This window comes from Bradyrhizobium sp. AUGA SZCCT0160 (assembly GCF_018130105.1).
Lineage (GTDB): Bacteria > Pseudomonadota > Alphaproteobacteria > Rhizobiales > Xanthobacteraceae > Bradyrhizobium.
Map to the genome: position 1 here is coordinate 17,687 of NZ_JAFCMD010000022.1, position 21,453 is coordinate 39,139.

The 21,453-nt window shown below is 65.2% G+C and carries 19 protein-coding genes; all 19 read right to left on the minus strand.

The window, feature by feature from the left end:
* Entirely contained in the window at positions 1–1,680 is a 1,680-nt protein-coding gene (locus JQ558_RS28600) for a xanthine dehydrogenase family protein molybdopterin-binding subunit (protein WP_212295890.1), read from the minus strand.
* Positions 1,681–1,690: 10 nt separating this feature from the next.
* A complete protein-coding gene (locus JQ558_RS28605) occupies positions 1,691–2,173 on the minus strand; it encodes a (2Fe-2S)-binding protein (protein WP_192740553.1) in 483 nt (160 codons plus the stop codon).
* An 11-nt stretch (positions 2,174–2,184) separates the two neighbouring features.
* Complete coding sequence (locus tag JQ558_RS28610; RefSeq protein WP_212295891.1) at positions 2,185–3,009, minus strand: xanthine dehydrogenase family protein subunit M; 825 nt, start codon at positions 3,007–3,009, stop codon at positions 2,185–2,187.
* 9 nt (positions 3,010–3,018) lie between these two features.
* A complete protein-coding gene (locus JQ558_RS28615) occupies positions 3,019–3,462 on the minus strand; it encodes an SRPBCC family protein (RefSeq protein WP_212204253.1) in 444 nt (147 codons plus the stop codon).
* 3 nt (positions 3,463–3,465) lie between these two features.
* Entirely contained in the window at positions 3,466–3,903 is a 438-nt protein-coding gene (locus JQ558_RS28620; RefSeq protein WP_211995586.1) for an SRPBCC family protein, read from the minus strand.
* A 3-nt stretch (positions 3,904–3,906) separates the two neighbouring features.
* Entirely contained in the window at positions 3,907–6,813 is a 2,907-nt protein-coding gene (locus JQ558_RS28625) for a flotillin family protein (RefSeq protein WP_212273323.1), read from the minus strand.
* A 39-nt stretch (positions 6,814–6,852) separates the two neighbouring features.
* Positions 6,853–7,686, minus strand: coding sequence for a phosphoenolpyruvate hydrolase family protein (locus JQ558_RS28630; RefSeq protein WP_212295892.1), 834 nt, complete (start codon positions 7,684–7,686; stop codon positions 6,853–6,855).
* A gap of 11 nt (positions 7,687–7,697) precedes the next feature.
* Entirely contained in the window at positions 7,698–9,959 is a 2,262-nt protein-coding gene (locus JQ558_RS28635) for an ABC transporter permease (protein ID WP_212295893.1), read from the minus strand.
* On the minus strand, positions 9,946–10,728 hold the full coding sequence (locus JQ558_RS28640) for an ABC transporter ATP-binding protein (RefSeq protein ID WP_212204950.1): 783 nt from the start codon (positions 10,726–10,728) through the stop codon (positions 9,946–9,948). Before JQ558_RS28640 ends, JQ558_RS28635 begins: the two co-directional genes overlap by 14 nt.
* Before the next feature lie 23 nt (positions 10,729–10,751).
* Positions 10,752–11,813 carry a branched-chain amino acid ABC transporter permease gene (locus tag JQ558_RS28645; protein WP_212204244.1) on the minus strand — a complete coding sequence of 354 codons (1,062 nt, stop codon included), beginning with the start codon at positions 11,811–11,813 and terminating at the stop codon, positions 10,752–10,754.
* Between the two features lie 3 nt (positions 11,814–11,816).
* Positions 11,817–12,833 (minus strand): branched-chain amino acid ABC transporter permease, encoded by a 1,017-nt coding sequence (locus JQ558_RS28650; protein ID WP_212295894.1) that lies wholly within the window; start codon positions 12,831–12,833, stop codon positions 11,817–11,819.
* Positions 12,834–12,973: 140 nt separating this feature from the next.
* Positions 12,974–13,810 carry a helix-turn-helix domain-containing protein gene (locus JQ558_RS28655; protein ID WP_212295895.1) on the minus strand — a complete coding sequence of 279 codons (837 nt, stop codon included), beginning with the start codon at positions 13,808–13,810 and terminating at the stop codon, positions 12,974–12,976.
* A 136-nt stretch (positions 13,811–13,946) separates the two neighbouring features.
* Positions 13,947–15,002 (minus strand): iron-containing alcohol dehydrogenase, encoded by a 1,056-nt coding sequence (locus JQ558_RS28660; RefSeq protein WP_212204234.1) that lies wholly within the window; start codon positions 15,000–15,002, stop codon positions 13,947–13,949.
* Positions 15,003–15,117: 115 nt separating this feature from the next.
* Positions 15,118–16,383, minus strand: a complete 1,266-nt coding sequence (locus JQ558_RS28665; RefSeq protein WP_212204231.1) for an ABC transporter substrate-binding protein — start codon at positions 16,381–16,383, stop codon at positions 15,118–15,120.
* 339 nt (positions 16,384–16,722) lie between these two features.
* On the minus strand, positions 16,723–17,874 hold the full coding sequence (locus JQ558_RS28670; protein ID WP_212295896.1) for a Gfo/Idh/MocA family protein: 1,152 nt from the start codon (positions 17,872–17,874) through the stop codon (positions 16,723–16,725).
* Positions 17,875–17,905: 31 nt separating this feature from the next.
* Positions 17,906–18,982, minus strand: a complete 1,077-nt coding sequence (locus JQ558_RS28675) for a sugar phosphate isomerase/epimerase (RefSeq protein WP_249142684.1) — start codon at positions 18,980–18,982, stop codon at positions 17,906–17,908.
* Positions 18,983–19,144: 162 nt separating this feature from the next.
* Positions 19,145–20,116: a ribokinase gene (locus tag JQ558_RS28680; protein ID WP_212295897.1), complete on the minus strand. Its 972-nt coding sequence runs from the start codon at positions 20,114–20,116 to the stop codon at positions 19,145–19,147.
* Positions 20,117–20,138: 22 nt separating this feature from the next.
* Complete coding sequence (gene rpiB / locus JQ558_RS28685; protein WP_212204225.1) at positions 20,139–20,585, minus strand: ribose 5-phosphate isomerase B; 447 nt, start codon at positions 20,583–20,585, stop codon at positions 20,139–20,141.
* A 66-nt stretch (positions 20,586–20,651) separates the two neighbouring features.
* Positions 20,652–21,452, minus strand: coding sequence for a transporter substrate-binding domain-containing protein (locus JQ558_RS28690; RefSeq protein WP_249127817.1), 801 nt, complete (start codon positions 21,450–21,452; stop codon positions 20,652–20,654).
* Between the last annotated feature and the right edge of the window lies 1 nt (position 21,453).

A 21,453-nucleotide genomic window follows, 5' to 3' on the forward strand; every position in this document is an offset into this window, starting at 1 on the left:
TCAGCGCCTCCGTGTGAACACCGACGAGAACCGCGCCGCGCCGTGTTGGGGTGGCGCCGGCGCATTCGGAACCGGCGGCGCCGGAGCCGGCAGCGGCGCGGCATCGGCTGGCTGCGACGGATAGTTCGGCAATGCTGCCGCCGGCTGATGCGCCGGCGGCGGCTGATAGACCGGCACGGCGGGCCGAGGCTGATGCGCCGGCAGCGGTGCCGCGCCCGGCGTCAGCTGTGGCGGCGCCTGCCGCGTCTCCGGCCGGCCGATCCGGCCGCTCTCATCGGTCACGGTGGGCGGTATAGCCGCGCGCGGGCCGCCGCCGCCGCTCAGCGACGAAGCGCGCCGCGCGGTTTCGCTCAAAGGCCAATTCACCTTCTGCGCCACGACCTGCACGCATTCGATCAGCGCGGTGTTGTGCGCGACGCGGCGATGCGCCTTCATGTCGCCGTCGCGATAGGCGTTGAGGATGCGGAACTCCATCGGGTCGATGCCGACCAGATGCGCCAGCTTGTCCATCTGCACCTCGATCGAGAAGTCCACCCCGGTGACGCCGAAGCCGCGCATCGCGGTGGCCGGCACGCGGTTGGTGAAGACGCAATAGGCGTCACCGCGCACATTCGGGATCGTGTAGGGCCCCGGCATGTGCGCGACGCATTTGACCACGCCGTAGCTGGTCAGCCGCGTATAGGCGCCGGCATCGAAATAGGAGGTGATCTGCCGCGCGACGATACGGCCGTCGCGCATCACGCCGTCCTTGATGACGTGCCGCTCGGCCCCGCGCGGCGAGGCGAACTGCATCTCCTCCTCGCGCCCCAGCACGTAGCGGACCGGCCGGCCGGTGAGGATCGCGCCGAGCACCGCCAGCGGCTCGGTCAGCGAGTCGACCTTGCCGCCAAAGCCGCCACCGACGGTGCCGCCGATGAAATGCAGCCGGTTGGATTCCAGCGCGAGGATTTTCGCGGTGGTGCCGAGCGAGAAGAACAGGCCCTGCGCGCAGGAATGCACGACGTAACGGTTGTTGGTTTCGGGCGCGGCGATGGTGCCGTTGGTCTCGGTCGAGGCGTGCTCGATCGGCGACATCTGGTAACGTTCCTCGATCACGTGATCGGCGGTGCGGAACGCGGCCTCGACATCGCCGAAGCGCAGCTTCTGATGGTCGTATTTGTCGTGATACTCGAAATAGTTTCCGGGATAGGTCTCGTTGACGACGACCGCGCCCGGCTTCAGCGCCTCCTGCACGTCGAACACCGTGGGCAGCGGATCGTAGCTGACCCGAACCAGCTGGACCGCGGCCAGGGCTTCCGCCTCGCTGTCGGCAATGATGGCGACGATCGGCTCGCCCTTGTAGCGCACCTTGTCGACCGCCAGCGTCGGCTCGTCGTCCTTGCCGAAATCGATCAGGCTGAGCAGCGTGTTCTTGTTGAGCGGCACGTCCTGCCCGCGGATCACGCGCTTGACGCCAGGCGCGCGCTCCGCGGCTGTCACGTCGATGCTCCGGATCCGGGCGTGGTGATGCGGCGAGCGCACGACCTTCAGATGCAGCAGGCCGTCAAAGCCGTGATCGTCGAAGAAGCGGGTGCGGCCAGTGACATGCCCCAGCATGTCCTGGCGCTGCTCGCCCTTGCCGATCACGTTGAGATTGTCGTCGCGCTCGTCGGCGAACAGATCCTTGCGAAACTCCAGCATCGGGATCTCCTCAGGCGCGGCGGACGCCGCGCTGCTGCGCGGCGGCCAGGATGGCGTTGATGATCGGCTCGTAGCCGGTGCAGCGGCAGACATTGCCGGCGATCGCCTCGACGACCTCGACACGTGTAGGGTTCGGATTGCGGTCGAGCAGCGCCTTCGCCGCCATCAGCATGCCGGGCGTGCAGAAACCGCATTGCGCGGCGAAATGCTCCATGAAGGCGGCCTGCAGCGGATGCAGGGTCGGCCCATCAGCGAGCCCACTTGCGGTTTCGATCGATCGGCCCTCGCAGGTCACGCTGAGCGTGAGGCAGCCCAATCGCGGCTCGCCATCGACCAGCACGGTGCAGACGCCGCAGGTGCCCTGGCCGCAACCGAACTTGGGGGCGAAATCGCCGAGCCCACGCCGGATGGTGCCGAGCAGCGTTTCTGCCGGCTCGACGAACACCGCGCGATCAGAGCCGTTGAGGCGAAACTGTACAGGCATCCGGGCCATTCTGCGTTCCTTCAGGATGTCTCGCCGGCAAGCAGCCGACCGAGATGCACAGGCAATACTTCGCGGCGATACCACTCCGAGGCGATCGCATCGGTCGCGGGCTGCGTGCCCTCGAGCGCCGCGGTCTTCGCAGCGGCAATGGTGGCGGCGTCGAGGCTGCGGCCTTCCAGCACACGCTCGACCGCCTTGGCGCGCAGCGGCGTCGGCCCCATCGCGCCATAGGCGATCCGCGCGCCGCTGATCCGTCCGCCGTTCTGCGGCAGATGCGCCGCGATCGACAGCACCGAGACGCCCTTGGGCCGCACGCGGGCGACTTTGACGAAGCGAAACGCATCGGCGCCGGCCGGGCGGCTGAAGCCAACCGAAGCAACCAGTCCCACCCCGCCCCGCGCCCGGTTCGCCAGCATCTCCTCCAGCGGCATCACCCGCGCACCGCCGAGCCCGGCATGCAGCGTGACGACCGCGTCGAGCGCCAGCAGCGCGGTGGTGAAATCGCCATAGGGCGTCGCGGCGAACAGATTGCCGCCAATGGTCGCCGTGGTCCGCACCGCGGGGCCACCAATGCCGCGCGCCGCCGCGTGCAGATAGGACAGGTCCCGGCTGGCCAGCACCATCGCCATGGTGACGCCGGCGCCGAGTTCGACCCGTGCACCGCCGGTGTTCATCGCCAGCAGCGCCGGATCGACCGCGCGCAGCAACGTGCCTTCCGTCATCACGCCTTCGTTGATATCGCGCACCAGCAGCGTGCCGCCGCCGAGCAATTGCGCGCCGCGGTCGCTGGCCAGGATTTCAGCGGCTTCCTGTAATCCCTGCACGATGCGGACATTGACGGGCATGGCGTTTTCCTAACCTGCGAGTTCGGGCAGCTGGCGGACCGCCGCGATGCCATTTGAATAGACTTCGTTGCCGACGAGCTCGGCGAGCTCCGTCTCGCGCCCGGCCGGCGTGGTGAACCGGCCCTCCCATTGCCAGAAGCTGCGGTTGCCGTCGGTGACCGGCAGCAGCCGGACATGGGCGACGTAGTTGAACAGCGGAATCGGCGTCTCCAGCAGGCAGTAACTGAAGGTCATTTCCAGATCCGACAGGGCCAGCAGTTGCTCACGCAATTCGGCGCCGTCCTGCATCGTGAAGCGGCGGACGCAGCCGATCTTGTCGGACGGATAGCCGCGCTCGATGGTGCTCTTGGCGACGATCGGATGCCAGGATTCATGGCCGTTGAAGTCGCGCAGCACCGCCCACAGGCGCTCGACCGGGGCGTCGATGATGGTACTGCGAACCACCCGCGGCATGGCTCAGGCTCCGAAGGCGCGGTTGAGCGCGTCAAAACCGGTCTGGAACACATTGCCGCCGACGCCGCCGACCAAGTCCGCTTCCAGTTCCGGCGCACAGTCGAAATCGGCGCTCCATTCGATGAAGGTGCGGTCCTGATCGGTGACCGGCGTCAGCCGCAGCGTGGCGACGTAGTTGGTCAGCGGCATCGGCGAATCCAGGATCGAATAGGTGCAGACCATGTCGAAGTCCGACAGGCCGAGCAGCTTTTCGCGCAGCCGGTCGCCGTTGCGCAGCGCGAACGCACGGACGCAGCCGACCTTGTCGGCCGGCTCACCGTTCTCGATCCGGCTCTCCGCGATACCGGGATGCCAGTTCGGCAAACCGTTGAAGTCGCGCACGCGCGCCCAGACCTTGGTCGCCGGCGCATTGATGACGCTGGATACGTAGACGCGGGCCATTGATTACTCCTTGCCCTTGCCTTTATCGCCGCGGCCGGACGGCTTGCGCTCGCCGGGCCCCGACTCTGTGAGGGCTGGCCCGTCCTTCGGCTTGGGTGGCAGGGCCTCCTTGCTGACGCGCTGCATGTCGCTGGCCTCGCGCATCAAGCCGCCCATCTTGGCGAGGTTGCCGCCCTCGATTCCGATTTCCTTCAGCACCTGATCGATCAGCGGCGCCTGCACCCGGTAGCGCAGCGCCGATTCGATCACCTCGTCGGTTGGCGTGCGCGAACTGCCGCCGCCATTGCCGGCCATGCCGCCGAGCCCGTCGACATGCAGGATGCGGATGCCCTCGATCTTCTCCATCGGCTTGACGCTTTCGCGAACGATGCCCTCGATCCGGTCCAGAAGCCGTCGCCGGAACAGGCCGTACCGCGCCTCGTCGGTGAGCGCGTTCTCGGCCTCGTAGAGCAGCTTCTGCGCTTCCGCATCGACCGCGGCGCGGATCGCATCGGCCTCGGCCCCAATCCGCTTCTCATCGGCGTTCTTTCTCGCCAGCATGACTTCGACCGCGGTGCGTCGCTTGGCGTTCTCGCTTTCGCGCACCGTCTTGACGATCTCCTCGGCCTCCACCGCCTTGGCCTTCGCCATCTCCGCCTTTACCTGGGCTGCGGATTCCAGCAGCGACTTCTCGAAAATCGCGATCGCCTTGTCCATCACCGCGCTCTCGACCTCGCGTTCGCGATCGACCTCGAGCTTGCGCAGGTCGCGGTCGCGGCCCACACGGGCCTCGTCGAGGCCGCGCTCGGAGGCGATGCGCGCACGTTCGATTTCCTCGCGCGCCGCAATTTCGGATTCCTGCAGCGCCTGGTTGCGCGCGATATCGAGCTGTTCGAGCGCCTTGCGGCGTTCCAGCCGAGCCACCTCCAGTTCGCGCTCGCGCGTGATGTCGACCTTCTCGACCTCCTGGCGTGCATTGATCTCGGCGGCGCGCACGGCACGGTCGGAATCGACCCGCTCGATCTTCCGCGCGGAGATCGCGATGACGCGCTCCTCTTCGGCGATCTCGACGGTCTTCTTTTGATCGATCTGCAGCACCTCGCGGCTCTTGGAGGCCGCGATCCGCTCCTTGTCGATCGCAAGCTCGGCCTCGATCCGGCTGACCTCGACCGCATCGCGCTTCTTGATTTCGGCGGTCTCGATCGCCTTGGCGCGATCGATATCGAGGCTGCGGATTTCGAGATCGGAAGCGATCCGCGAGGCGGCAACCGCTTGCTCCTGTGCGATGCGGGCGGTCTCGGTCGCCTCGCGCGCGGCGATCTCGGCGCCTTCCAGCCTCTGCGTCCGCGCGATCTCCTGCGACCGCGTTTCCTGCTCGGCGAGAATGCGATGCGCCGCGATTTCCTTCTCGTTGGCGATCCGGGCCGCCTCGACCGCATGCAATGCTGCGATCTCGGCCTCGTCGATCGCCTGGTTGCGCGTGATCGTCAGCGCGCGAACGCGCTCCTCCTGGACGATGCGGGCGGACTCCACCAGTTCCTTCGCCGCGATGGTCTCCTGCTGGACGGTACGATCACGGACGATCTCGCGCGCCAGCCGCTTTTCCTCCGCGGCGAGGCGGCTGGCGATGATCGCGCTGTTGCGGGCGATTTCGGCGGATTCGGTGGCGAGCCGCGCGGCGATGTCGGCTTCCTCGATCGACCGCCGCTTCTCGATGTCGAGGCTGGAAATCCGCTGCTCGTTGGCGATCCGGTCGGTGCTGACCGAGGCTTCCTGCGCAATCCGGGCGCGTTCTGTGGATTCGCGCGCGGCGATTTCAGCGGCCTGCAACGCCCGCAACTGCTCGATCTCGCGCTCGCGGATCTCGCGGTCGGCGGTGATGCGGGCCTCCTTGATCAGCTGTTCGTTGGCGATCCGCGCCTTCTCCACCGTCTCGCGCGCGGCGATCTCGGCCTGGTCGACGGTCTGGCTGCGCTCGATCTCGCGCTGGCGGACGTCGCGCTCGGAGGCGATCCTTGCCTCGCTGATGGCGCGTTCATTGCCGATCCGCGACTTTTCGATTTCCTCGCGCGCGTTGATTTGAGCCTGCTCGGCCTCGGTGTCGCGCATCGCTCGCTCGCGGGCGATTTCGGCGCGCTGCACGGCGCGGCGCACCTCGACGTCGCGCTGCTGCTCCAGTCGCGCCAGTTCGCTCTCGCGCTCGATCTCGAGCGACTGCTTCTCCGCCTCGAGATTGCGCGAGCGGATCTTGATCATCGAATCCTGCTCGATGTCGTTGCGCGCCTTACGGCGGCCCTCGATCTGCTCGATCAAATGGGTCAGGCCCTCGGCATCGAAGCGGTTCGAGGCGTTGAAATATTGCAGGTCGGTCTGGTCGAGATTGGTCAGCGCCACCGATTCCAGTTCGAGCCCGTTTTGGGCAAGCGCCTCGGCGGCAGCCTCCTTGACCTTGGCGAGATAGACCCCGCGCTGCTCGTGCATGTCCTCCATCGTCATCTCGGAGGCGACCGAGCGGATCGCCGAGACGAACTTGCCCGACAACAGTTCGTGCAGCGTCTCCGGCTGCATGGTGCGCCGGCCGAGCGTCGAGGCCGCGAGCGACACCGCCTCGGCGGTGGCGCGGACGCGGACGTAGAAGTCGGCGTCGATGTCGACCCGCATCCGGTCGCGGGTGATGATGGCGTCGTCCTGGCCGCGATGCACCCGCATCTGCAGCACGTTCATGTTGACAGGCGTGATGTCGTGGATGAACGGCAGCACGAAGGCGCCGGAATCGATCACCACTTTCTCGCCGGCAGCACCGGTACGGACGAACGCTGCTTCCTTCGACGAGCGCCGGTACAGCCAGTTCACCAGATAGACGACGATCGCGATCACGATGATCGCGACGATCAGCCAGAGAATGAGCGCTCCGATCAGCTGGCCTGACATATCTGTTCTCCCTTCACAAAGTGCTGTCGCATGGTCCGTTCAGCTGCGGCTGATGGCCTTGAACTTTCGGGTCTGCTCGCGGATCGCGACTTCGACCGGCAGCCGCTCCATCGAGGAAGCGCCGTAGAAGCCGTGGCAATGCCGCGAGGTCTTGATGACGAATTCAGCGTCCGCAGGTTCTGCCACCGGACCGCCATGCACGAGAATGATCGCATCAGGTTTCACCGCGAGCGCCGCCGCCGCCCAGGCGTCCAGCATGGCCGGAACATCCTCGAGCTTCAGTGCGGTCCGCGCGCCGATCCCGCCGCCGGCGGTCAACCCGAAATGGCAGACAATGATGTCAGCCCCCGCGCCCGCCATCGCCGCGGCATCGTCGGCCGAGAACACATAGGGCGTCGTCAACAGGCCCTTGGCTCCGGCCAGCGCGATCATCTCGACCTCGAGCGCGTAGGACATGCCGGTTTCCTCCAGCCCGATACGGAAGCTGCCGTCGATCAGCCCGACCGTCGGAAAATTCTGTACGCCGGAAAAGCCCGCAGCTTTCACCTCGTCGAGAAAACGGTCCATGCTGCGGAATGGATCGGTGGCGCAGACGCCGGCCAGCACCGGGGTCTTCTTCACGACCGGCAGCACCTCGGCGGCCATCTCCATCACGATCGCATTGGCGTCGCCATACGGCATCAGGCCGGACAGCGAACCACGCCCGGCCATCCGGAAGCGGCCGGAATTGTAGATCACGATCAGGTCGATGCCGCCGGCTTCCTCGCATTTGGCTGATAGCCCGGTGCCGGCGCCGCCGCCGACGATGGGCTCGCCGCGCGCGATCATGTCGCGGAACCTGGTGAGAAGAGCCTGCCGATCGATCGCTGCCATGCTGTGATTCCCTACCGGCCCGCCGCACGTGCGCGCGGCCGCGCGCCTTGCAGCGCGCGAAAATGCTGCACAAGCGCGGCCGCAAACGCCGCGCTGTTGATATGATGCGGAACGCGAACGAGTTGGCGCGACGCCGTCTGCCGCACGCTCGCCTCCAGCGCGCCGAACAGCGCCTCGCGCGCCGCGGTGTCGAAGAACGGCTTACCCGCCTCGTCGAGCGCCGAAACTCCGCCCTCCGGCAGCAGGAAGCGCACCGGGCCTTCCATCAGATTGAGCCGTTCGCCGATCCAGCGGCCCATTGCGGCATTCTCCGCGGGCGTTGTCCGCATCAGGGTGACCTGCGGATTGTGCTGATGAAGCAACCGCGTCCGATAGCGCTCGGGGACGCTGTCGGGCGCGCCGAAATTGACCATGTCGAGCGCACCGACCGAACCGACATAGGGAATCCGGGTGCGGATGATGGCGCCGAACCGGTCCTCGGTCGCGGGAAACACGCCGCCGAACAACAGGTCGGCGATTTCGGTGGTCGAGACGTCGATCACCGCCGGCACCATGCCGCCGTCGATCAGCTTCTCCATCGACTGGCCGCCGATGCCGGTGGCGTGGAACACCAGGCATTCGTAATCGTCGCCGATCAGTTTCGTCACCTGCTGCACGCAAGGCGTGGTGACGCCGAACATCGTGAGGCCGACCAGCGGCCGCTCGCCGCCAGCGTGGCGGCGCGGCGGCGGCGCCTTGCTCGCCTCCAGCCGCGCCCTCGCCATCCCGGCCATCGCCTGCGCGCCGTTCGCCAGCACTTGCCGCGAAATTGCATTCAGTCCCTGAACGTCGGTGACGGAATACATCATCGTGATATCGGAGGGACCGACATAGGCCCGCGTGTTGCCGGAGGCGACGGTGGAGATCATCAGCTTCGGCACGCCGACCGGCAGCGCCCGCATCGCCGGCGTCGCGAGCGCCGTGGCGCCGGAGCCGCCGGCGGAAATCAAGCCGAGCAGCCTGACGCCGTCGCGGCCGGACTTGCCCTTCACCCAGGTCTCGAAAGCCTCCGCCATCGCCGCCACGGCGGCGCCGCGGTCGGCATTGAACACCCCGGCGGAACCGCGCGGGTGATGCAGTGCGATTTCCAGCGGCGGCACATCCGCGCCGGAGATCCGGCCCGTGGTCGACAGGTCGACCAGCTTCACCGGCAGGCCCGCCGCCTTGATGATGTCGGCGATGAAGCGCAGCTCCTCGCCCTTGGTATCGAGCGTACCGGCTACCGCGACGAACGGTTCGTTGAGACCACCTATGCTGCGCCCAACCTTGCGGTCGGACGCGGCGGTCGCGGCGACGACGGGCATGCGCGTCAGGGTGTGCGCGGACGCCTCGATCCGCGCGGCCGCAACATCGGCGCTCCAGCGGGTCGGCAGCACCGGGTTCGACAAATAGACCCGGATCGGCGCATCGTTGCGAGCTGGCGCCGCTGCGGTCCGGCGGCCGCCGGGCTCGCTCGCAGAAGCAGGCGGCGGTTCGATCTCCTCGTGGCCATGGCGACCAACGCCGAGCAGGCGCTGCTGCAGGTCCCGATCGGCTGCCAGCCGCGCCGCCTCGATGACGCGGTTGACCCGGCCGTTGACCATGATCGCGACCGTTTCGGAGATCTCGGTCGCCACGCCGATGTTCTGTTCGATGACGAGGATAGCGACGTCGCCTTCCTCGCTCAGCCGCACCAGCATGTCCTCGACCTGCGCGACGATGACAGGCGCGAGGCCTTCGGTCGGCTCGTCCATGATCAGGAGCCGCGGATTGAGCAGGAGCGCCCGCGAAATCGCCAGCATCTGCTGCTCGCCGCCGGAGAGCTGTGAGCCGGCGTTGTTCTTGCGTTCACCAAGCCGCGGAAAGGTGTCGTAGACCCGCTCCCGCGTCCAGCCGCCGCGCGGCCCGCGCTGCGCCAGCCGCAAGTGCTCGTCGACACTCAGCGACCGCCACAGTCGCCGGCCCTGCGGCACATAGCCGATCCCGAGCCGGGCGATGTCGGTGGTGGAACGGCCGACCAGTTCCTCACCGAACGCGCTGATCGAGCCGCTCGACACCGGCACCAGGCCCATGATCGCCTTGCACAGCGAGGTCTTGCCCATGCCGTTGCGGCCGACCAGGCTGAGCACACTATCCTGCAAGGTCAGATCGACGCCCTGCAGCGCGTGCGAGCGGCCGTAATACAGGTTCAGCCCGCTGACCTGGAGCGCCGGCAGCGTGCCGCGTAGCTGCTGACGGCGGTCAGTGATGGGCATGACCGCCTCCGAGATAAAGCTCCTGAACTTCCGGATCGGATTCGATCTCGTCGGACCGGCCTTCCTTGAAGATCCGGCCGTTGTGCATCATCGTCACGCTGTCGGCGACACGCAGCGCGACATCCATGTCGTGTTCGATAATGATGAAGCCGATATGCGCCGGCAGCGAGGTCAAAATCGTCACCAGTTCGGCGCGCTCGGTCGGCGACAGCCCTGCCGCAGGCTCGTCGAACAGCACAAAGCGCGGCGCGCCTGATAGCGCCAGGGCAACTTCGAGCTGGCGCTGCTGGCCATAGGCCAGTTCGCCGACCAGGCGGTCCTTATCGGCAGTCAGGTGCACGGCTTCGACCAGTATTTCCGCGGCCTGCACGAGGGCATCGTCGGGCCGAGGCCGGACCAACGAGAAACGGTTTCGCGAAACGCCGCAGCAGGCCAGATAGACGTTGTCCATCACGCTCAGCCCGGTGAAGAGCGAGGAGATCTGGTAGGTGCGGCGCAGGCCCCGGCGGATGCGCTCATGAGGCGGGAAGACCGTCACATCCTCGCCAAAAAACCGGACCAGGCCCGCTGTGGGCAGAAAATCCCCGGTGATGCAGTTGAACAGCGTGGTTTTGCCCGCGCCATTCGATCCGAGAACGGCCCGCCTTTCGCCCGGTTTCACCGAAAGCGTGACGTCCGAGATTGCGGCCAGTGCGCCGAACATCTTGGTGATGCCGCGCAGTTCCAGCGCATTGCCGGAGCTGGCATTGCCGGCCCCGGGCACGTTCATCCGGGAAGACACAACGGGCGCGTTCATGCCCCGCCTCCCGTCGTCGCGGCCTTGCGCGCCGCCATCCTCGCGCGCCAGCGATCCCATAGGCCGAGCACGCCATCCGGCGAGAACAGCACGATCGCCAGGAAGCCGATCCCGATGATCAGCTTGAAGCGATCCGCCGAGAACCCGAAAAAGCCGAGAATGTCGGTCGAGAACACCTGCAGCAACACGTAGATGAAAGCGCCGATAAACGGTCCGAGCGGACGGCGCATCCCGCCGACGACAGCGACCACGAGCACATCGATCGCGGAGGAAATGCCGATCGTACCCGGCGCGATCTGCGCATTCTGCCAGACCAGAAGAATCCCGCCCGTGGAGGCGAAAACGCTCGCCAGCGCGTAGGCTGCCACGCGATGGGCGGTGACGTTGAAACCCAGTGCCGCCATGCGGCGCGGGTTGTCGCGCACGCCCTGAAGAGCGAGCCCGAAGGGGGAGCGCGCCAGATAGACCACTGCGCCGTAGCAAAGCGCGGCGCAGGCAAGGGAGAGGTAGTAGAAAGGCAGGGGATCGCGCCAGTTCACGCCGAAGAGCTTCGGCGGCAACACGAGGTTGAACCCGGAATAGCCGTTGAAGATGGAGTAGTTCTGTCGTGTGAAATAGAAAAAGGCCGCCGCGATCGCGAGCGTGATCATGATCGTGTAGATGCCATCCGTGCGAACGGCGAGCGCGCCGCACATCGTCGCGAAAAGCGCCGCGATCAGGAAGGCGGCCGGGAGCACGATCCACCAGGAGAGGCCGAGACTGACATTGGCCGCGCCGGACGGCCCGAGGATGGCGACCATGTAGCCGGCCAACCCCGCAATCGACATTTGCAGCAGGCTCACCATTCCGCCATAGCCGGCGAGGAACATCAGGCTGAGCCCGATCATGCCCAGAATGAAAGTCCAGCCCATGATCTGGAACAGCCAGAAATTGTTGGCCACGATCGGTAGCAACAGCAGGATCAACCCGAGGATCCACCAGGGGGCGGGAATGCGCTCGGACCACATCCGCTGGTCGACGGGGCTGGCGAAGCGAGGGGCTTGATCGGCAACCGACATGGCCTATCGCCTCGTTCCCAGAAGGCCCTGCGGCCGAAACGCCAGCACCGCCGCCATGATGAGGAAGGTGAGAACGATCGAATAGGTCGGCGCGTAGACAAACCCCATCTGCTCGGCCACCCCGATGATCAGCGCGCCCAAAGCCGCGCCGACGATCGACCCCATGCCTCCGACGATCACCACCACGAGGCTCGCCAGCAGGAAACGCGTATCCTCCCCAGGCGACAGCGACTGGAACGTGGCACCGATGATCCCCGCAATACCGGCAAGCCCGGCGCCGAAGCCGAACACCGCCAGAAACACCAAGTGGATGCGCACGCCGGAGGCGGCCAGCATCTCACGGTCGTCCACGCCCGCACGGATCAGCATGCCGAGCGCGGTGCGGTTCAAAACCAGCCACATCGCGATCCCGATCCCGATTGCCGCGGCCAGGATCCAGACACGCACGGACGGGTAGCGCAGCCACGTGACCACGCCGGTCGCGTCGTTGATGTTGCTCACGAGGGGCAATTCCATCGGCCCCTGCAGGAATTGCGGAGCGAGAATGGAATAGGATTGCCCACCCCACCACCACAGCATGAGGTCGGCAAACACGATCGAAAGCCCGATGCTGACCAGCGTCTGGCGGAGCTCCTCGCCTTCCATTTTCGAGAAGATGAAGAACTGCATCAAGAGCCCGATCAGCCCCACGACGATGAACACAATCGGAAATGCCAGCAGCCACGAACCCGAGGCGGTCGCGACCTCGTAGCCAACATATCCACCGATCAGGAACAACGACCCATGCGCCAGATTGACGACGCGCATCAGGCCGAAGATCAGCGTGAAGCCGGCAGCCACGAGGAAATAGAGCGCGCCAAGCGTGATGCCGCCCAAAAGGGCATTCAGGAAAATTTGCTTGCGGCCCCAAACCGCCACCAGTTCGGGTGGCCAGGGGGCCAGCACAAGACACAGGAACGCTGCGGCCAAGAGGAAAAAGATCAGGCTCCAGAGCGGATAGCGCTTGATGTAATTGTCCATCTCAGAACGGCCCAACAGCTTCCCGTGGCGAACTTCGCCACCGTTGGATTGAAGGCTAGATCGAAGTTGCCGGCCTGTCTTTTCCCGAACGTCTGTTCTCTAGCCCGAACGTCTCTTCTTTGGAGTGATGCACCTCTTTTTCAGTGTGTGAGGCCCGCAACGCTGCGCCGGTAGGCGCTCGGCGGCACGACGCCATTGGCGATGAAGAACCGCGAGAAGCTCGCCGGGGTCGCAAAGCCGAGATCGAGCCCGATTTCAGAAACCGTTTCCGTGCCTCCGGCCAATCGATCGATCGCGCGCTCCATGCGCAGGGCGTTGAGGAAGATCGTCGGGGGCAGACCCATCTGCTCGCGAAACAGCTTGAAGAAATGCGGGCGCGAAAGCCCGGCGTTCCGCGAAATCTCTGCAAGGTCGACGGGCTCGCCAAGCCTCTCGCTCAGCAGGCTGATCGCGCGCCTCAGGCGGAAATCCCGCAGTCCCGAGCAATGGGCAGCCGGCCTGTCAGTCGCGCTCGTCCACTGCCAGGTCTGATCGAAGGCCGCCTGGGTGAGCGCACTGAGCCGGTCTTCGAAAGAGCCGTCGCAGCCGCCATGGTCGGCGAGAAGCCGTGCGGTTTCCAGGACAAGCCGGGTGATGTGGTCGCTCATTTCGACGGTAGAGCGGCCGAAGCGCAGGATTTCAAAGGCCGTGTGGCTCGCCTCAACAAACCAGCCCGGGCGGATGTAGAGAACGAGCGTCAGCGTTGATTCCCGGCGGTCAACCGGCGCGAAATAATGCGGTTGCCATGGGCTGATTGCCGTTGCGCTGGAGGGCGTGAGCGGCAAGGCCTTGCCATCGACAACCACGCTGGCGACCGGTCCGCTGACGTGAAAGATCAGGTGCCCCTCGCGATGGGCATGCGGCACCATCGGCCGATCCAGCTCATAGAGGCAAGCGCGCCCGAACGCACCATGTGCGACCGCGTGAGCAATACTCATCGGTTTCCTCCCCGCCCATCTTTGTGCGCGGTTATGGAAGAATGTATAAGGAGATCGCGTTGTGACAACAGGCAAATTGCCCCGGCCGCCACCGGTCCAGGCCGTTTGCCCCGCGCCGGGTGCTGCTCGTTCGTGCTCACCAGGCGGCCTCGAGAATGCGGCGGCAGTCGCCTGGAGTCAGCCGTCGGGGATTGGCAAGGGCGCCGGGGTCGTTCGCGGCCATTTCCGCAAAACGGTCGAACTGGGCCGGATTGATCCCCATCTCCCGCAAGGAGGTCGGCAGGCCGATGGCGCGGGCGAACGCTCCGATGGCGGTGCTCAAGTGCGGCTCTGGCGTTGTTCTGGTGAAGGTTTCGGCCATGGCGGCGTATCGATCGCCCACGGCTTCGGTGTTGAAGTCGGCCATGGCCGCCATCAATGGCACATGGAGGTCGCCTTGCAGGACGCCGGGTCCAAGTTCAGCCTTGATCGGATGCGCAAGCGCATCGACCCCGCCGACCGCTTTTTCCAGCGCGAGCCCCGCCGTCAATGCCGCGGCCATCAATTCGCGCTGCGCTTCCCGGTGACTGGGCGAAGCAAGCGCCACGGGTAGCCACCGCGTGAGCCGCTTTGTGGCCTCCAGCGCCAGCGCGTCTGCCGGCGGATGGTAGACGGGGCTGGCGTAGGCTTCGATGGCATGGACCAGCACCTCCATGGCCGCGGCGGCGAGGCGGCGTGAGGACGCTCCCTCAAGCACCGTCGGATCGGCGATGACCCGGTCGGGGCGCGGGCAGGTGACCGGCTGGCCCTGCCCCAGGCGCACCCGCCGCGCTAATCCGAAATCGCAAAGGCCGGCAGGAACCGCGATCAGCATGAGGCGTTCGCCGCGCCGCAATGCATGCTCCGCAGCGAGCCGCGCCTGCCCGACGGCCGCAGATCCACCCACGGCGATCAGCGTGTCCGTCCGGATGTCACTCATGGCGCTCAGAATCCTGACGGTTGCTTCTCCATGAGGGCTGGCACGATCGGTCCGCGCCAGGCTGATCGCCGTCTGGCCGAGCGACTCCTGCACGCGCGAGCAAACGGCCGCGCTTCCCGGCTCGCTGTCAACGAGCACCAGCGCCCGAGCGAGCGGCCCCACCTCCTCGGGAAGCGCATCCTCGATCGCGGCCTCAGCGAAATGGGTGCGTGTGAGATAGTCGATGAGAGTCATCGGAGACGCTCCCGGCGTTTCCGCCGCATGAAGTCTGCAATGGCGGAATTTCCGAAGGAAGCGATGGCCGGCTGAGAGCACCGGCCACCGAAGATGACATCAGCGGCAGGCGCGCTCAGCCGCCCGCGCGCAGCTTGGCGCAGTCGACCGCATCGCGCGCCGGCAGCCCCAGGGCCTTGAACTGAGCCGTCGTCATGCCGAGCGTCTGGTTCACGTTTTCGGTCTTGGCCACCATCTTGCTGGTCAAGTTGCCGTCCGGTCCATCGACCACTTCGTTGACGAAGACCGTTCCGGTCGCCTGCCGGTTTTCGTTCAGCGTGATCTTGCCGATCGGGCTGTCGAGCTGAAGCTTGTTGAGCGCTTCCTTGAACTTTGCCTGCCCGTTGGACAGATCGCCCCCGGCCGCTTCGAGCCCTTTGATGGCGGCCTGCGTGGCGACGTAGTAGCCGAGACCGAACAGCGAAGGCGACGGGAGGCGCTGGTTGGCGGGGAAGCTGTCCTGATAGAGCTTCACATACGAGGTCCATGCCGGGTCGGTATTGTCGGCGGCGAAGGGTCCGGAGGTCGGCGTGCCCTTCAGCACGTCTTTCGCTTTACCTTTCGCCGTCAGAACGGTCTGGTCGGCCATGATGGTGCCGCCGATCAGGCGGGTTTTTTCACCGGCCTGCTGGTATTGATTGAGGAAGTTGATCGCATCCGTGCCGCCCAGGCCCAGGTAGATCGCATCTACATTGTCCGGCAGCTGCGCGATGATCCCGCCGAAATCCGATTGGCCGAGCGGCTGCCAGAACCGCTGGACGATGTCGCCGCCCGACTTGCAGAAATCCACCGCAAAACCCATGAAGTTCGTATAGCCGAACGAGTAATCGGCTGCGATCGTTGCAACCTTCTTCCAGCCCTTCGTCTTCACGACGTAGCCGCCGAGGCCGTAGCCCCATTGCGAGCCGTCGAGGTTGAAGCGGTAGAAATTCGCCGCCGGATCGACCCATGTCGTCTCGAGCGCGCCGGAAATGCCGTTGATCACCACCTTGTCGGGGATGGTCTTGGCGAAGTCGCGCATGGCGATGCCTTCCGAGCCGGAAAGCGGGCCGATGATGAAGTCGACCTTGTCCTGCTCAATAAGCTTGCGAGCCATACGGACCGTTGTGTCGGGTTTGGTATCCGTCGGAGCGACGACGGTTTCAATCTTCTTGCCGGCAATGGTGTTGTTGACCTGTTTGAGAGCCAGTTCGACATTTCGGACGCCATCCTGGCCACCGGTCGCGAAGGCGCCTTCCAGCGCCACCAGAATGCCGATCTTGATGGTGCCGCTCTGGGCGAGAGCTGCGCCGGGCAGCATAAGGGCAGCCACCGCGACGGCGCCAAGCAAAGACTTGCGCATTGTTGTCCTCCCTCTGACGCGGAAGAGAATCCGGCAACCACGCCGGACCTTCCTCATGAGCGTCTCCTGACGCGCCCCTTGCGGGCGCCTTCAGGAAAGCTGCCGATCAAAGCCCGAGCCGCCAATATCCAAGCGTCTCATTTTCGCGGACGCTGTCATGCGCGGGCAGCGCAGCATCTCGCCGGCTGCGAGCGCTTCCCTGCCCGATCACATCTATTACTCATCCGCTGAGCGAATTGAGACGAGCCGGATAGGTACGTGTTGATTACCCAATTCCTTCTCACCGCGCTGCGGAAGGCCAACGCACCACGCAACAGCCATGTCGGCGCGTCGGTGCGTTCACAATTCAATTGACATCCAGACCCCTCCGGCGGCGCTCGAGCGCAACACGGCGTCCACCATCGCGACACCGGCAAAGCCATCCTCGATCGTTGGAAAGGTCACTCGGGGATCAGCAAGGGAAGCGGTACGCCCGGCTACAATAGCTGCGGCCACTTCGGTATAGATCGTCGCGAACGCTTCCAGATATCCTTCGGGATGGCCGGGTGGCGTACGACTGACACGCTGACCGGCGGCATTCACAGACCTTGCGCCGCGGCGTACCAGGCGCGTCGCCTCACCAAGCGGCGACCAAACGAGAAGGTTCGGCTCTTCCTGCCGCCAGTCAAGACCGCCCTTCTCGCCGAAGATCCGTAACCGCAGCCCGTTTTCGTTTCCGGGTGCAGCCTGGCTCGCCCACAAGGCGCCCCGCGCCCCGCTCTTGTAGCGCAGCAGAATTTGCACATTGTCATCGACACGGCGGCCCGGCACGAAGATGGTCGTCTCGGCCAAGATCTGCTCAGGCATCATGCCGGTAACAAAGTGCGCCAGCTGGTAGGCATGGGTACCGATGTCGCCGACGCAGCCGCCGGCGCCCGCGCGCGCCGGATCGGTACGCCAGTCGGCCTGCTTCTGGCCGGTGGCCTCAAGCGGATCGGCCAGCCAATCCTGCGGGTATTCGACCTGCACGATCCGGATCGCGCCGAGTTCGTCGCCCTGAACCATGGCGCGTGCATGCCGGACCAGCGGATAGCCGGAATAATTATAGGTGACGGCGAATATCAGTCCGCTCGCGCGCGCCTTGTCGCGCAAGCGGCGCGCCTCCTCAAGGGTTGTCGTCAACGGTTTGTCGCAGATGATGTGAATGCCCGCATCCAGGAAGGCGTCGGCGACCGGGGCGTGCATATGGTTTGGGGTGACGATCGCAACCGCTTCGATGCCGTCGGTTCGCGCGGCCTCGGCCTGCGCCATGGTCCGGAAGTCCGGATAGGATCGATCGGATGGAAGGCCGATCGCCGCCGCCGATCGCATCGCTCTGTCGGGCGAGGCCGAAAGCGCGCCGGCGATGAGTTCGTAGCGATCGTCCAGGCGCGCGGCGATACGGTGGACGGCGCCGATGAAGGCGCCTTCCCCGCCGCCTACCATTCCAAGTCGAATGCGTGGTTCAGCCATGTCGCGCGCTCCCGTCGATCTACTCCGGCGCTCAGATGAGCCCCAGTGTCCGCCGGATCTGTGCCTCGTCGCTGGCGCCGCCCGCAAAATCGTCGAAGGCTCGATCGGTGACGCGGATAATGTGATCGCGGATAAAGGTAGCGCCTTCGCGCGCGCCGTCCTCCGCGTTCTTCAGGCAGCATTCCCACTCCAGCACCGCCCAGCGGTCGAATCCGATGGCAGCCAGCCGCGAGAAGATCGCCTTGAAATCGACCTGTCCGTCGCCGAGCGAGCGAAAGCGGCCGGCGCGATTGATCCAGGACTGGAAGCCCGAATAGACGCCCTGCCGCCCCGTCGGATTGAACTCCGCGTCCTTGACGTGGAAGGCGCGAATGCGCCCGGCGTAAATATCGATGAAGGCCAGATAGTCCAGTTGCTGCAGGACGAAGTGCGACGGATCGTAGTTGATCGCGCAACGCGGGTGATTGCCGGTGCGCTCGTAGAACATCTCGAAGGTGATGCCGTCGCAGACGTCCTCGCCTGGATGGATCTCGTAGCAAAGGTCGACGCCAGCTTCCTCATACGCATCAAGAATCGGACGCCAACAACGCGCGAGTTCGTCGAACGCCGCCTCGATCAGGCCCGGCGGCCGCTGCGGCCAGGGATAAAGGAACGGCCAGGCCAGCGCGCCGGTGAAGCTCACGCTGCCGGTGAGGCCGAGGCGGCGGGACGCCTGCGCGGCCTTCATCAGTTGATCTGTTGCCCAGATCTGACGTTCGTTCGGCCTGCCCCTGACGGCCGGCGGTGCAAAAGCGTCGAAGGCTTCGTTGTAGGCCGGATGAACCGCGACCAGCTGTCCCTGCAAATGGGTGGACAATTCGGTGATCACCAGACCATGGCTCGCGGCCACGCCGGCAATTTCATCGCAATAGGCCTGAGAGGTGGCGGCCTTGTCGAGGTCGATCAGGCGTGGATCGGAGGTCGGGACCTGAACGCCCTTGTAACCAAGCCCTGCCGCCCAGCCGCAGATGGCATCGAAGCTGTCAAACGGCGGATCATCGCCGATGAACTGCGCCAGAAAAATCGCGGGCCCCTTCATGGTGGCCGGTTGGATGGTCGTCCCTGACATGACATTTTCTCCGGTTCGGGCCGCTGCGCTACGCCTGCAGGACGCAGCGTCATTGTCCGACAGGGATGCCGGCCGTTCAATACGCGAGACCATCTCGGTCCCGCCCCATAGGGGGCTCGCCTGCCGGAAGTGGATTGTCAGCCCTCTTTGAAAATGCCGGCGTCATCCACGCATCTGAGTGCAGGTGCTATGTTCGGGACTGTCGCTGGCCTGCCTCGGTGGCACCTCGCGTAAAGCGTCTCTCAGCGGCATGCCACTCTGCGCGCCGGGCTTCAGGCAACTCAAGGCCGCGGCCTCGCACCCCACTTCCAACGCCTTTTTGAGCGACGATTTTTCGCCGATCATCGAAGCAAAGGCGCCGACAAACGTATCGCCGGCGCCCGTGGTGTCGACCGGTCTGATACTCGGGGACGGCGCGCGGTACCGGGTATCGTCGGCAGTGCAGGCCAGTGCCCCCTGTGCTCCGGCCGTCACCACGCAAGTCAATCCGCCCGATCTGGCGAGCCAGCTGCAGGCGGTCTCGAAATCCGTCACGCCTGCGTCGAGCGCGGCAGCAAGGTCGAGCGCCTCGTGCTCGTTTACGATGAGGTAGTCCGCAGATTCGAGCAGATCGCGGATCATCGCGCCTGTCATCTGATCCGGGACCGGCGCCAGGTTCCAGATAACCTTGCCACCGGCTGACCTGGCCTTGCGCGCAAGGTGAAGGGACTCGGCGTACGGCACCTCCATCTGTAGCACCAGAACGGTGTCGGCGTTAAAGAGCGTCTCCGCGACATCGGCCGCGCAGGCTGTACTGTTAGCGCCGCTCGCCACCGTAATCGCGTTTTCCCCGCTCGAATCGACGGTGATGAATGCACAGCCGGTCGGCGCATCGACCCTGACGATCTGGCCGGTGTCGATGCCGTTGCCGGCGAGATTCTTGAGCGACTCGTCGCCAAATACGTCCCGCCCCAGCCGGCCCGCCATGCGGACCTTTCCCGGGCCGGCGATCCGTGCGGCGGCGACCGCCTGGTTGGCACCCTTTCCGCCGAAGTGGGTTTGATAGGATGGGGCGAGCACCGTCCGGCCGGGGCCGGGAATGACCGGCACCCTGGCGACCAGATCGACATTGAGCGAACCGAACACGAGGATCATCGCCCGCTCCCAAGCAAAGACGTCAGCCTTCCGCATCCATTTCGTGAAGCTTCTGGACGCGGCGCCGGAAATCTTCGTCCGTCGAAAACTCGGCGGCGAGAAACGAGGAGATGAGATCGTTGGCGAGCCACGGCCCGACGATCTGCGCACCAATGCACATGACATTCACATCATCATGCTCGACGCTCTGATGGGCCGAATGGACGTCGTGACATACCGCGGCGCGGATGCCCTTCATTTTGTTGGCCGCAATCGAGGCACCGACACCGGTGCCACAAACCATGATGCCGCGCGCGACTTCGCCAGACGTGACCTTTTTCGCCACGGCCCGCGCGATATCGGGAAAATCCACCGGCTTCTCGTCATAGGAGCCGACATCGACGACCTCGTGGCCGAGGCTGCGGATATGGTCGATGACGGCTTGCTTGAGCGGCCAGCCGGCGTGGTCGGATCCTATGACAAGGCGCATGTGATTTCCATTTCGTTGTTTTTGGGACCGTGACAGCCGCACCCGGCTGTCACGGTTGTGCTTCGTTCAACCACGCATGTCGGGCGGCAGCTCGACCCCGTGGAATTTCTTGTAGATGGCGTTGAGCTTGCCGTTCTTGACGTTTTCGGTGACCCACGCGTTGAGCTTCTCCAGCAGGCGCGTCTCACCCTTCTTCAGCCCGATGGCGAGTTCGAAGCTGGCGAGCGGGATCTTGGATTCGAAAACGCGCGCCGGGTTCTTGATGCCGATCTGGTTGATGATCGTGGCCGACGAGCCGACGCAATCGACCTGACCCGAGACCGCCGCCGTCACGCCGGTGGCATCGTCGTCATAGCGCGCGATCTTCAGTTCCTTGTCCTTCATGTTCGACAGCATCGTATCCTGCGTGGTGCCGCGCGAGACGCCCACGGTCTTGTCCTTCAGGTCCGGCCAGTCCTTGACGTTCAGCGACTTCAGGCAGCCGATATCCGATTGCAGCGTTGCGTATTTCTTCGTGAAATCGATCACCTTGGCCCGCTCGGGCGTGACCGACAGGGTGGATATGATGATATCGGCCTTGCCGGTCTGCACATTCGGGATCCGCGTCGCGCCGGTGGTCTGGATGAACTCCAGCTCAAGGCCCCAATCCTTGGCCAGCAACTGGGCAACCTCGACATCGGAGCCGGTCGGCTTCATGCTGCTGTCCATCATGCCGGACGGCGGAATTGCAAGGTCCGTCGAGATACGGATCTTCTTGGCCTGCGTGATGTCATCGAGCAGGTCGGCCTGCGCCGGCCGGTCAGCCAGCACGACGAGACAACAGGCAGCGACGGCGCTGCTCCAGATCTTCCGGTTTCCGATCATCATT